Source organism: Eubacterium segne (genome assembly GCF_014287775.1).
Classification (GTDB): Bacteria; Bacillota; Clostridia; order Lachnospirales; family Lachnospiraceae; genus Eubacterium_G; species Eubacterium_G segne.
In genome coordinates, this window is sequence record NZ_JACOOZ010000007.1 from 44,860 (window position 1) to 58,056 (window position 13,197).

General features: G+C 35.8%; 10 protein-coding genes. 4 read left to right on the forward strand and 6 right to left on the reverse strand.

Features of this window, described 5'->3' with window-relative positions; translation table 11 throughout:
- Positions 1-115 precede the first annotated feature (115 nt).
- The 4 genes from H8S00_RS10155 to H8S00_RS10170 all read left to right on the forward strand — a co-directional run bounded on the left by H8S00_RS10155 (position 116) and on the right by H8S00_RS10170 (position 5,156).
- On the forward strand, positions 116-1,081 hold the full coding sequence (locus H8S00_RS10155) for a glycosyltransferase family 2 protein (protein WP_118589879.1): 966 nt from the start codon (positions 116-118) through the stop codon (positions 1,079-1,081).
- Positions 1,082-3,391, forward strand: a complete 2,310-nt coding sequence (locus H8S00_RS10160; RefSeq protein ID WP_118589881.1) for a polysaccharide pyruvyl transferase family protein — start codon at positions 1,082-1,084, stop codon at positions 3,389-3,391.
- Between the two features lie 9 nt (positions 3,392-3,400).
- The gene (locus H8S00_RS10165; protein ID WP_021952130.1) at positions 3,401-4,357 is read left to right on the forward strand and encodes a lysylphosphatidylglycerol synthase domain-containing protein; all 957 of its coding nucleotides are present in this window, start codon (positions 3,401-3,403) and stop codon (positions 4,355-4,357) included.
- 151 nt (positions 4,358-4,508) lie between these two features.
- On the forward strand, positions 4,509-5,156 hold the full coding sequence (locus tag H8S00_RS10170) for a phosphoribosyltransferase (RefSeq protein WP_021952131.1): 648 nt from the start codon (positions 4,509-4,511) through the stop codon (positions 5,154-5,156).
- A gap of 208 nt (positions 5,157-5,364) precedes the next feature.
- Here the strand turns inward: H8S00_RS10170 and H8S00_RS10175 are convergent, their stop codons facing one another.
- The 6 genes from H8S00_RS10175 to H8S00_RS10200 all read right to left on the reverse strand — a co-directional run bounded on the left by H8S00_RS10175 (position 5,365) and on the right by H8S00_RS10200 (position 13,122).
- A complete protein-coding gene (locus H8S00_RS10175; protein WP_021952132.1) occupies positions 5,365-5,910 on the reverse strand; it encodes a TIGR01440 family protein in 546 nt (181 codons plus the stop codon).
- Between the two features lie 107 nt (positions 5,911-6,017).
- A complete protein-coding gene (gene glpK / locus H8S00_RS10180) occupies positions 6,018-7,508 on the reverse strand; it encodes a glycerol kinase GlpK (RefSeq protein ID WP_118589883.1) in 1,491 nt (496 codons plus the stop codon).
- A 232-nt stretch (positions 7,509-7,740) separates the two neighbouring features.
- Positions 7,741-8,526, reverse strand: a complete 786-nt coding sequence (locus H8S00_RS10185) for a peptidoglycan DD-metalloendopeptidase family protein (protein WP_021952134.1) — start codon at positions 8,524-8,526, stop codon at positions 7,741-7,743.
- Between the two features lie 55 nt (positions 8,527-8,581).
- Entirely contained in the window at positions 8,582-9,568 is a 987-nt protein-coding gene (locus tag H8S00_RS10190) for a SpoIID/LytB domain-containing protein (protein WP_186840508.1), read from the reverse strand.
- 129 nt (positions 9,569-9,697) lie between these two features.
- Entirely contained in the window at positions 9,698-10,219 is a 522-nt protein-coding gene (locus tag H8S00_RS10195; RefSeq protein WP_118589887.1) for a hypothetical protein, read from the reverse strand.
- Between the two features lie 425 nt (positions 10,220-10,644).
- Positions 10,645-13,122, reverse strand: a complete 2,478-nt coding sequence (locus tag H8S00_RS10200; RefSeq protein ID WP_118589889.1) for a glycogen/starch/alpha-glucan phosphorylase — start codon at positions 13,120-13,122, stop codon at positions 10,645-10,647.
- Positions 13,123-13,197: the final 75 nt, after the last annotated feature.

The window sequence follows — 13,197 nt, forward strand, 5'->3', positions numbered from 1 at the left end:
AGCATATTCACATCATAATTAAAAATTTGTTACATTGACATTTTTCGTCACGGGACTTATACTAACTCTATCTATGTGATTATGGATAAAAGAAACTATTAATAAGGAGAAAACAATGAAACTTATTATTCAGGTGCCTTGTTATAACGAGGCAGAAACTTTGGAAATCGCTTTAAATGATTTGCCTAAACACATCGACGGTATTGACACAATAGAATACTTAATTATCAATGACGGCAGTGCGGATAATACTGTAGAAGTTGCAAAGAACTGGGGAGTAAACTATGTAGTAAACTTCAAACAGAATAAAGGTCTGGCTAAGGGATTTATGGCAGGACTTGATGCATGTCTTAGAAATGGTGCAGATATTATTGTAAACACTGATGCTGATAATCAGTATTGCGGAGATGATATTGAGAAACTTGTTCGTCCTATCTTAGACGAAAAAGCTGACATTGTAATAGGTGAACGTCCTATTGATAACACGGCACATTTCTCACCTTTAAAGAAAAAACTTCAGCATTTAGGAAGCTGGACTGTAAGAGTTGCATCTCATTCAGATATTCCTGATGCTCCTAGCGGATTTAGGGCATACAGCCGTGAAGCTGCTATGAGACTTAATGTTGTAAATGAATACACATATACTTTAGAGACTATTGTTCAGGCAGGAAGAACAAAGATGGCAATGACATCTGTTCCTATCAGAACTAACCCTGAACTTAGAAAATCAAGATTATTCAGTAGTATGTTTGGTTACGTTAAGCGTTCCACTGTTACTATTGTAAGATCATTTATGATGTACAAGCCTCTTAAGTTCTTTGGAATTATAGGTGGAATCCTTTTTCTTTTAGGTGTTACCCTTGGAATAAGATTCCTTGTATATATGTTTATGGGAAGTGGAAATGGTCACATCCAGTCGCTTATATTAGCAAGCACATTCATTCTTATGGGTGTTCAGACATTTATTATTGCACTTCAGGCTGACAACATTGCCGCTAACCGAAAGATTCTTGAGGATGTACAGTATCATGTACGTAAATTAGATTATGATTCTGAAAAAGACAAACAGGAGCAGAAATAAATGAGAGACGTTTTTATCGGCATTACTGCAGCTTCATACAGTGGTAACAAGGGAGCTGCCGCAATGCTTCAAAGTTCAATAAAGCAGTTGCATGATATTTACGGCGACAGACTTAACATTAATCTTATGTCTGTGTATCCGGGCGAGGACAAAAAGCAGTTGCCTTACGACTTTATTAATATAACTTCTACCAAACCGGAACAGCTTCTATTTATAGCTTTTCCTTTGGCCGTTTTATATAAGCTTTTAAAATGGTGTCCTCCTATAAAAAAACTTATTGCAAAAAATAAAATAATAAAAACTTACTTAAAAACCGATTTGGTTGTAGACGAAGCAGGTATTTCTTTTGTAGACAGCCGTGGATTTGTAATGAACACATACGCTTTTGTATGTGCCGCTGTTCCTATGCTTGTAGGAACTCCCGTTGTTAAATATTCACAGGCTCTTGGTACTTTCAAAAATCCATATAACAAATTTCTTGCTAAATGGATTTTGCCAAAGTTAAAACTTATCTGTGCCCGTGGTCAGAAAACCTATGATAACCTTATGGGCATCGGCGTTAAGGATAATGTAAAGCTCTGCGCCGACGGAGCTTTTTCCATGGAAGACAGTCCATATTGGAATGAGGAAGTAAACAGGGTTTGCAGTGAAGATTCTTTTTACAATGACAATGTTGTGGGGCTTTCCATTAGTTCAGTTGTGGAGAAGAAATGTACAAAAATGGGAATTGCCTACAAGGATACCATGGTTTCTTTTATTAACTGGTTAAATTCTAAAGGATATAATGTTGTTCTAATTGCCAATGCTGCAAGAGTTAACAGTGAAAAGTCAAGAAACAATGACCTGATGGTGGGAGATGCCATTTATGCTGATGTAGCTGACAAGGATAAGGTTCGCTGGTATCACAAGGAAATGGATGCAGAAGAAATCAGGGCATATATCGGAAAATGCCGTTTTCTGGTAGCTTCAAGATTCCATGCCATGATTGGTTCCCTTGAGCAGAAGGTTCCTGTACTTCTTATTGGCTGGAGTCATAAATATCAGGAAGTTCTTGATATGTTTGAGCTGGGTCAGTACGCCATTGACTTTTCTAAATTGGAATTGTCAGAGCTTGAAAAAAGCTTTAACGACTTTGTTTCAGCAGAAGATGATATTCGTAAAAAGCTTGACAAAAATCTTGACAGTGTTCTTGCAAGTTCAAGAAATAATATTAAATACATTAGCGAAATCATTGACGAAATTATGGCAAAGCCTTACAAAAAAGCTAAACTTCTGGATTTTAAAAACCCTGATAAATATATCGGTCCTCATATAGGATGTAAGAAGGGATATGGAACCAATGAGGGAATCAGAGCCAATGCAGCTTCCGGCGGTATGGTTACATCATTACTTTGTAATCTGTTAAAGCACGGAGACATTGATGGTGCATGGGTAACTAAAACTGATTTTGTAAACGGTGAATTATCATACAAGACTTATGTTGCAACTACAGAAGAAGAAATACGCGATGCTTCATCTTCTGTTTACATGACTATTCCTCTTCTAAAACATATTGATGTAATAAAGAATTTTAACGGAAAAGTTGCGGTTGTTATGACACCTTGTATGCTTCGTGGATTAGATGCCATACTAAAAAAGGACGATGCTTTAAGAGAGAAGGTTGTTCTTAAACTTGGATTATATTGCAGTGGTACCCACTCACCAAAAGCTACTACTCTTTCCATGGAGAAGTCAGGCATTCCATCTGAGGATGCTACCCGTCTTTATTACAGACGTGGACATTGGCGTGGTACCTCAAGTGTTATATACAAAGACGGCAGCGAAAAGCAGTTTTCATATTCAAAAACTATTTGTGCTTACAAAAATGCCTACTTTTTTGAAAAAGACAGTTGTATGTACTGTCAGGATCACTATGCTAATTCCAGTGATATAAGCTTTGGTGATATTTGGCTTAAAGAAATGAAGGGCAATCCTATTAAACACACAAGCTGTGTTATCAGAACTCAGAAGGCTTATGATTTTCTTGAACGTGCCATTAAAGACGGTGACATTTATGCAGAGCATATTAGCGACAGAGATATGGTAAGAAGCCAGAAACGTGCTTTAGTATTTAAGTTTAATGCTGCTAAGGCTAAGATGAATGCCGCACTTGATACCTCTGATAAATGTAAATGGAATCACAGGCTTGCCTTCCGTCTTGCAGAAAAGAACAAAAAGTATTCAGAAAAGCACTACGATAAGCTTGCTAAAAAACCAACCTGGTTTATTTACTACTATATGTGCTTTATAAGGGTACTTCTTAGTTTTTAGGAGATTATAATGAAACAATATTTTAAAAATAACAAAGATAAAATTCTCAAAATAAGTAAAATTGTTTTCCTTATTCTTGTAGTGATTTTTCTTGCAAAATATTTTGCCACAAACATTGATGACATTAAGAAGCTTGATTTTAAAATGAACTGGGGTGTTTTTGCCCTGTCAATGATTTTCTATTTTATTTACAAGATAACTCTTGCGTCACTGTGGCATTATATAACTTATTTAAATGATTCATCTATTAAATATAAGGATGCGGTAGTCAGCTATCTTTACTCCATTCTTGGGAAATACATTCCGGGGAAGGTCTTTATGTTAGCTGCACGTATTCCGGCATACGAAAAAGCCGGAGTTAAAATGAGAAAAGTTACTATATGCTTTTTCCTTGAAAACATATGCACTCTCTTAGGAGCTGCTTTTCTCTTTCTTATATCTCTGTTCTTTTTCCCTAATGCAGTTTTAAAGGATTACATGTGGGCAGTTGTTGCTCTTATTGTTGTTTTCTTTATCTGTATTAATCCAAAGATTATTAACTTCTTTTTAAGAATCCTTGGAAAAGCCATTAAGAAGGATGATATGGAAATTCCAATGACATATCTTCAGATGATTAAGGTTGTTGTTTTATTTATTGGTAACTGGCTCATAGTGGGAATGGGATTTTACATGCTTGTTTATTCCATTTATCCGGTTCCAATCAGTGAAGCCCTTTACTGTGGTGGAATTTATGGATTGTCTGCAATAATCGGTATTCTCGCCATTTTCACTGTTTCAGGTCTTGGGGTAAGAGAAGGTATCATTGCTGTTGGACTTGCTCTTATAATGCCTAACAGCTACGTTGTAATCGTATCTATTATTTCAAGATTATGGGCAACTGTGGCAGAGCTTATACTTATTTTCATTGCCTTTATAATAACTAAGATTATGGCTTTTAGGGAAAAGAAAAACATTGCAAGCAAATAAAATTATTTAATACAGATTATATAAAATACTGAAGTGGAATTTTCTCATTTCAGTATTTTTTTCATTGAAAAAAGCTTCTCTTGTATGTATAATATCCTTATAGTTATGGTCGGAATAAAACTAAATATTTACAAGCAGGGAGGACAATTCTATGATTAAAAACAAGATTGTTAAATATTATGCCAGAAAAGACAGAAATATTGCCATTAAGGTAATTAACGGTCATTTTGTTACTACACATTCACACTTAAATTATTATCTGGATATGACTACCATGAAAACCCGTCAGAACGAGGCTGAACGTATCGCCATTGCTCTAAAGGATTACTACAATGTTATGGGAAAACCTATCGATACTATTGTATGCCTTGACAATTGCGAAGTCATAGGTGCATTTCTTGCCAGTGAACTAAGCCGTTCCGGAGTATTATCCATGAACGCCCACAAGACTATTTATGTGGTTACTCCTGAGTTTAATGCCAACGGTCAGATGATTTTCAGGGATAATTTAAAGCCTGAAATTTACGGAAAAAATGTACTGCTTCTTTTAGCTTCTGCCACTACCGGCAAAACAGTAAGAACCAGTATTGAATGTATTGAATATTACGGTGGTATTCTTCAGGGGATATCCGCCATTTTCAGTGCTGTAGATTCCATTGACGGACACAGAATCGATGCTTTGTTCAGAGCTGAGGATATTCCAAACTATGAGGCATATCCATCCCATGACTGCCCTATGTGTAAAGCCGGTCAGTCTGTTGATGCCTTAGTAAACGGCTACGGATATAGCGAAATATAAAGTAAATAATTGTGATAATATAAAAATGCCCAGGTTGTATAAGGCATTGCAATGATAGAAAAAAAGACTTTGACTGTAATCAGACAGAGTCTTTTTCTATGTCTAAAGTCCGCACAATAAAAAATGATGTAGCCCGTGTTATTCGGATTACATCACTCTTTTTAAATATGATATTATTAACTCCCGGAAAAATATATTTTTTATATTTCTACATTAATTTGTCATCATAAACAGCTCTTTCACCGCCAATATATTTTGGTCTTACTCTTGCTGCCAAAACCAGGGCTTCTCCTAACTTATTGTTTTCCAGACGTACCGGAACTGCAACCTTCTTTAAATGCATTCCTATAAGAGTGCCGCCAATATCAATTCCTGCATCAGCCTTTATTTCTTCCACCACAACAGGATTCTTAAATGTCTTATACGCCGTAGTTCCAAAAGAACCACCTGCCTTTGGCTGTGGCACAACGTTAACAATTTCTGCAAAAGGAACTGCTTCTCTCTCCACTACTATTGCCCTGTTAAGATGTTCACAACACTGTGCTGCTAAGTATATTCCCTTTTCTTCCAGCACACTGTACAATCCTTTAAACAATGCCTTGGCAACTTCCAAATTAGAATTGCTTCCTATTTTGTCACCACAAACTTCACTAGAGGAGCATCCCACCACAAGAATCTGTCCTTTTTTTAATTTTGCCTTTTCTATAATTTCATTGGCAATATTTTCTGCCTGCTTTGTAATTTCTGAATACATAATAGCCTCCTCTTTTAATGTATAAAATTCTTCCACATCAAAATACATTATAGCAGTGAATGGTATTATTAATATGCCCAATTTATGCAAAAATTATATTATCAGTTTTAAGATTCTGCGTAGAAAATAGCACAGTCTACAGCCTTTTTCCATCCTGCAATTTTCTTTTCCACAATATTTTCATCCATTTTTCTCTGGAATCTTCTGTCAATTTCCATATTCTCCACTATCTCCGCCTTACTACTCCAATATCCTGTAGCAAGTCCTGCAAGATATGCCGCACCAAGGGCTGTAGTTTCTATTACTTTAGGTCTTGCAACGGTCTTTCCTGTAATGTCTGACTGAAACTGCATTAAAAGATTGTTTGCACAGGCTCCACCGTCAACCTTTATGGAGGTTATTTCATCTCCGAAATCCTGTTCCATTGCCTTTAATACATCATATGTCTGGTATGCAAGAGATTCCAGGGTTGCCCTTACAAAATGCTCCCTTTTAGTGCCTCTTGTTATTCCCACTACCGTTCCTCTTGCTTCCTGTTTCCAATATGGAGCTCCCATACCGGTAAATGCCGGAACTACATACACTCCTCCTGAATCTGAAACCTTTGAAGCCACATCCTCACTGTCTGATGCATTGTCAATCATTCGCATTTGGTCCCTTAACCACTGAATGGATGCACCTGCCACAAACACACTGCCTTCTAAAGCGTACTCTGCCTTATCTGTAGATGCGGCAATGGTAGTAATCAAACCGTTTTTTGACTCTACCGGAGTATTGCCCGTATTCATTAACAAAAAGCATCCTGTCCCATATGTATTTTTTACATCTCCCCTGTTAAAGCACCCCTGTCCGAAAAGTGCTGCCTGCTGGTCTCCTGCCACACCGCTTATAGGAATTTTTTTGCCCAAAATATCCTCTTTAGTATATCCGAAGACTCCGCTGGAAGGCTTTACCTCCGGTAACATATTTTGGGGAATATCAAGAATTTTTAGCAAATCTTCATCCCACTTTAACTGTTTTATGTTAAAAATCATGGTTCTTCCTGCATTGGTGTAATCTGTAGCATGAATTTCACCGCCGCTTAATTTCCACATAAGCCATGAATCAATTGTTCCAAATAAGAGCTGCCCTTTTTGCGCCTTAACCTTTGCTCCCTTAACGTTGTCTAGTATCCATTTAATTTTTGTTCCTGAAAAATATGCATCAGGCACTAAACCTGTTTTTTTTCTTATTTCGTCCTTATAGCCTTTAGCTATTAAATCATCAACTATATCTGCCGTTCTTCTGCACTGCCATACAATTGCATTATATATAGGTTTTCCTGTATCTTTGTCCCAAACCACTGTGGTTTCACGCTGATTCGTTATTCCTATGGCCTCTATATCCTCTCCTGTGGCCCCTGATTCCTTCATTACCTCTTCCATGGTGAGAAGCTGTGTCATCCATATTTCCTCAGGATTGTGCTCAACCCAGCCGGGATTAGGAAAAATCTGTTCAAATTCTTTATTTGCCTGGGCTATAATTCTGCCTTTTTTATCAAATAAAATAGTTCTTGAGCTAGTGGTTCCCTGGTCTAATGCCATAATATATTTTCCCATGTTCATCCTCCGTACATTAATAATCCGTAACAGAATAATTGTAATTCATTTTAATTAATTTGGCAAACTTTAGGCAATAGAAAAAAGCTGCCATATTTGCTTTTTTGCATCTATGACAGCCAAATCTATTTAAAGCAACAGGTAAATACCTTATTGCCTGCTGCACCCTATAAATACAGCCAATAGACTTTTCATAATCTTATTCTATTCAGTTTTTAGTTAAGTGTTACTGTTAATCTTCATAATTAATAAAATTTAACGGGTCAACAGTTTCACCATCTTTAGCTATTCCAAAGTAGACATTGTCTCCTTCTTTTGTGTAATATCTTGTAGGAGAATTAACATAAGCAATTGTCTGACCTGCCTCAACATAATCTCCGGCTGCCACCTCAGGATTTACTATCTGTCCATAGGTTGCAATATACCCATTACCAATTGCCTGATTTATGCATACTCCCAACTCGTCATCTTCATCAATAGCAGTAATAACTCCGGCTGCTGCCGCTTTAATTGCAGTACCCTTAGCACTTTGGATTACAATGCCCGGATTACACTTGTATTCATTTAATGTTGAATAATATACAGTGCTTTCCATATCATAAGGGATTAATATGCTTCCCTCTACCGGCCACAACAACTTACTGTTTTTGTCAAATTTAAGAGATTTTATTTGTGCTGCAGCAGCTTCTGACAAGCCATACATATAATCATCACCTTTGGCATTTGATTCAGTGTTTTCGTCTACTACCTTATTTGCATCTGCTACATTAGTGTCATTTTTTACCGTTCCAAAGTAGCTTTCTAAATCTGCCACACGGTCCCCTTCTGTTGTTGTTTCTTCAACTACATTCTGTGCTGCTTCTACATTTTTATCATCTGCAGTAGTTGCAACGTTTTCTGCTTTTTTTAAATTAACGACATTTCTCTGACCTTTCTGTCCTATAAAATATGTTCCTGTGGCCACTACTGTTAATGCCATCACGCAGACAACGATTGCTGCAATAAATTTCTTATCCATACTCATCACCTCATTGATAGTATGACCGCTATATTACAAATTTATGCAATTAATTTTAATTTTCCACTATAGAAGCATCATAAAACCTTTCCAAAATCTCCTTCCAGGTTTTTCCTTCCCCTGCAAGGCCTGCACCATATGTAAGACTCATTCCAAAGCCATGACCTACACCTTTTGTGGTAATTCTTATCCCCTTTTCATATTCTTCAATAGTCATGTCAGTGGATTGCAATCCCAGAGCCTTTGCAAAAACACCTCCTTCCACAACCGTATCTCCGATTTTTACAATTTTCACATAGCCGCTTTTGTCCCTGTTGCTAATATCAATAAGCCCTAACAGCTCCTTTGTACTAACATTTTTGTCCACAAAAATTTCCTTCTTATCTTTATAGGCTATAATTCCCTGTTCCTTAAGCACATTTCCAAACTCCCCGGTTTCAAAATATTTTATTCCTATGTAATTTTCCTGCTGAATATCATTCCCGCATTTTTCTCTTTTTAAGTATTCATATTTTTTTCCCAGAACTTCACTGCCACTTCTGGTTTGTCCGTTACTGGTTTGATGAAATAGAGGAAGTATTATCTCACCATTACTTTTTAACACCATGCCATTTGTTTTTTTAATAATTCCATATAAGTATTGTGTATTTTCCCTGTAGGGTATGCTTTTTCCCATTCCTGATATGTTACATAATATTCCCCTTATATTTCTCAAATTATTCTTTTTATATTTAGCAAACCACATCTCCCTCAGCTTTCCATAGCTTATATAAGGTAAGGACAATTCCTTTGCATTTATTGAGTCCTTCTTTCCCATTTTATTTATAATATATGTTCTTATTACCACCGCCTGTGCCTTTAATAGCTCCTGAGGGCTGTCAATAGGTAACTGCGCCATTAATACACAGGGAATAAAATATTCTACATCTATTTTTTTTGTAACTGTATCATCAGATAAGATTACATACTTACCTGACAAAACTATATTATTATCATTTTCCGGTTTGCTATTAATCCTGCCTAAAAGCATTGTAAGTATCACCGGAAATAATATAACTAAGGTTCCATACAAAATTACATATTTATTTTTTACTTTAATCTTTTTTCTCCCATATATGTGTTCTTTATAATATATTTGTAATAATGTCAAAAAAGACGTGTACATATTACATTACAAAAGATACTTATTTACCATTTTTTCTAAAATAATCATATTGAGCGGTGAATCTGATGCCTCTAAGGTTATCAGCAGTTTTTCCCCGGGATATATCTCATTTTTCTGAAAACATTCTATTTTCTTTATTGCATTTTTCGCATATTCATAATCATCCATCATTCCAAAATGCTCCAGATAATATTCTTTTTTTGTTCTTACATTGAGTATTTTGAAATCCGGCACCACATATCCATATCCCTTTAAATACAAGGGTTGCTCGTAAACATATGGTATTTTCTTCATATATAATTTATCAGCAATTATCTTTTCAGACTTTGAGCGAACCGCCTCCCCTTTTTCAGTTATTATTGCATTATCTCCACCAATTAAAATATACTTTTCACTTACTTTACTCATGTTTTGTTCTTTTAATTCATTCTGCTCCTGTTGCCATGTAACAGCATATTCTTTATCTGATAATACATAAGGGGTTATAAACATTTTTTTCTTGTGAGAAATATCTTCATACGCCTTCATTGTCTCTTTAAACTCATATTTGTTTAGCATATTCTCTATACAATTCCGATTATTTTGAATAATTGTCCATACCCTTTTTTCATATTCTTTCTGAACAAGCTTCGGAATTATGTCCTTATTACTTTTATTAATATATTGTCGGGTTCCGTCCTCTCTTTGCCAATAATACTGATATGTATTTTTATTTTCAATAGCATAAATACTGCCCTTAGGAGCATATCTTAATTTCTTTTCACATTTACAAAATCTAGAATCCTGTAATTATCCTTATTTCACTTAAAATCAACAGAAACCGGCAGGTAAGCCTCTCATAACACATTTGCCCCAGTATGTAGCATCTCCTCAACCTGCCTTAGCTCACAAAAAAAGATATATGCAGCCCTTAAACACTGCATATATCTTTTTTTATAATTTCATATATTCAATTAGTCCATCTTTACTTCAACTTTTTGAAGATGCCATATATCATCAACATATTCTTCAATTGTTCTGTCAGATGTAAACTTGCCTACATTTGCAACATTAAGTATAGCTGATTTAGCCCAGCCTTCTTCGTTTCTGTAAGCTTCTTCTACCTTCTTCTGTGCTTCTGCATAAGAACGGAAATCCTTTAAGATGAAGTATCTGTCAGCAACACCTGTCTCTTCTTTTGTAAGAAGTGAATTGTAAATAGGTCTGAACAATTCAGGATTCTGTGGTGAATAGAAGCCGTTAATTAACTGCATAAGCACTCTTCTAATATCCATATCTGAATTGAAAATTTCCATTGGATCATATCCGCCGTTATTTTCATAACTAATAACTTCATCAGATGACATACCGAAAATAAATGCATTCTCTGCACCAACTTCTTCAACAATTTCCACATTAGCTCCATCCATTGTTCCCAATGTTAAAGCACCGTTTAACATAAACTTCATATTACCTGTTCCTGAAGCTTCTTTAGATGCAGTAGAAATCTGTTCGCTGACATCAGATGCTGCAAATATAATTTCTGCATTTGATACACGGTAATTTTCAATAAATACAACCTTAATTTTTCCGTTGATTGATGCATCATTATTAATAACATCAGCAACACTGTTTATTAATTTAATTGTAAGTTTTGCAATCTTGTATCCTGCTGCTGCTTTAGCTCCGAAAATAAATGTTCTTGGATAGAATTCCATTTCCGGATGATCTTTAATCTGATTGTACAAATACATAACATGCAAAATATTAAGTAACTGACGTTTATATTCGTGAAGTCTCTTAACCTGTACGTCAAATATTGATCTCGGGTCTACTTCAATTCCGTTATGCTGTTTAATATATTTAGCCAGACGTAATTTATTCTGATATTTAATATTCATAAACTCTGCCTGTGCCTTTTTATCATCAGCATAAATTTCAATTCCCTTAATCTTTGGAAGGTCTGTTATCCAGTCATCTCCCACCTTATTTGTAACCCAGTCAGCTAAAAGTGGATTTGCATGAAGTAAAAATCTTCTCTGAGTGATTCCGTTTGTTTTGTTATTAAACTTCTCCGGCATCATTTCATAGAAATCTTTAAGCTCCTGCTTTTTAAGAATTTCAGTATGAAGCTTTGCAACACCGTTTACTGAATAACCTGCACAAATAGCAAGATGTGCCATTTTAACCTGACCATCATAAATAATAGCCATCTTTGCAACCTTTTCGTGATTTCCAGGATACTTCTGCTCAATTTCCTGACAGAATCTCCTATTGATTTCCTCAATAATCTGGTAACATCTTGGAAGAAGTCTTGAGAACAATTCAATTGGCCACTTTTCAAGAGCTTCGCTCATAATTGTATGGTTAGTATAAGCTACGCACTTTGTTGTAACTTCCCATGCGTCATCCCATCCTAAATAATATTCATCCATTAACAGTCTCATAAGTTCTGCTACTGTAAGAGTCGGATGTGTATCGTTCATCTGGAAAACTACTTTTTCATGTAATTTCTTTATATCATCATGATTTTTCAAATATTTCTTAATTGCTGTCTGAAGTGAAGCAGAAACAAAGAAATACTGCTGTTTAAGTCTAAGTTCTTTTCCTGCATAATGATTGTCATTAGGATAAAGAACTTCTGTAATTGTCTTTGCCAGATTTTCCTGCTCAACTGCTGCCATATATGCACCCTTGTCAAACTCTTCAAGGTTAAAATGTACAACAGGCTCTGCATCCCATATTCTAAGGGTATTTACTACATTATTTCCATATCCAACTATAGGCATATCGTAAGGAACAGCCATTACTGCCTGATATCCTTCCTGAACAAAGAAGTTTCTTCCATCCCTGTATTCAATATTAACGTGACCACCAAATCTTACTTCACATGCATATTCTTCACGTTTAATTTCTAACGGATTAATATGTCTTAACCAATCCTCCGGAATTTCCTTCTGGAATCCATCTTCAATCTTCTGCTGGAACATTCCGTATTTATATCTGATTCCACATCCATATGCCGGATAATTAAGTGTAGCAAGGCTGTCAAGGAAACATGCTGCAAGTCTTCCAAGACCACCGTTTCCAAGAGCCGCATCAGGTTCCTGATCCTCAATAACATTAAGGTCAAGTCCTAATTCCTCAATTGCTTCCTTAATTTCATTTCTGCTTGATAAATTGATTATCATATTGCCCAATGCTCTTCCCATGAGGAACTCCATAGAAAGGTAATAAAGTGTTCTCCCATCCGCTTTATCATATGCCTTCTGTGTAGCAATCCACTGGTCAATTACAATATCCTTTACTGCGTAAGCAACACATACAAACTTATGTCTGTCACTTACTTCGTCTAAAGTCTTACGATAGAGCATTTTTGCCTCATCCTTAACTCTACGCTTAAACTCTGACTTGAATTCTTCCTCTTTACTAACTAAATTCTTACTTGCCATTTTCTCTCCATTTCCAATTAGGGGAACGGTATGCTTTATACACCGTCCCCCTTAATTATAAACAATTTACTGCTC

What these genes read in the sequence shown, in the direction of transcription:
- H8S00_RS10195 (WP_118589887.1), bottom strand. Translation starts at nt 10,219, where the DNA reads ATGAAGGCGTATGAAGATATTTCTCACAAGAAAAAAATGTTTATAACC.
- glpK (WP_118589883.1), bottom strand. Translation starts at nt 7,508, where the DNA reads ATGGGAAAATATATTATGGCATTAGACCAGGGAACCACTAGCTCAAGA.
- H8S00_RS10160 (WP_118589881.1), top strand. Translation starts at nt 1,082, where the DNA reads ATGAGAGACGTTTTTATCGGCATTACTGCAGCTTCATACAGTGGTAAC.
- H8S00_RS10185 (WP_021952134.1), bottom strand. Translation starts at nt 8,526, where the DNA reads ATGGATAAGAAATTTATTGCAGCAATCGTTGTCTGCGTGATGGCATTA.
- H8S00_RS10175 (WP_021952132.1), bottom strand. Translation starts at nt 5,910, where the DNA reads ATGTATTCAGAAATTACAAAGCAGGCAGAAAATATTGCCAATGAAATT.
- H8S00_RS10200 (WP_118589889.1), bottom strand. Translation starts at nt 13,122, where the DNA reads ATGGCAAGTAAGAATTTAGTTAGTAAAGAGGAAGAATTCAAGTCAGAG.
- H8S00_RS10155 (WP_118589879.1), top strand. Translation starts at nt 116, where the DNA reads ATGAAACTTATTATTCAGGTGCCTTGTTATAACGAGGCAGAAACTTTG.
- H8S00_RS10170 (WP_021952131.1), top strand. Translation starts at nt 4,509, where the DNA reads ATGATTAAAAACAAGATTGTTAAATATTATGCCAGAAAAGACAGAAAT.
- H8S00_RS10165 (WP_021952130.1), top strand. Translation starts at nt 3,401, where the DNA reads ATGAAACAATATTTTAAAAATAACAAAGATAAAATTCTCAAAATAAGT.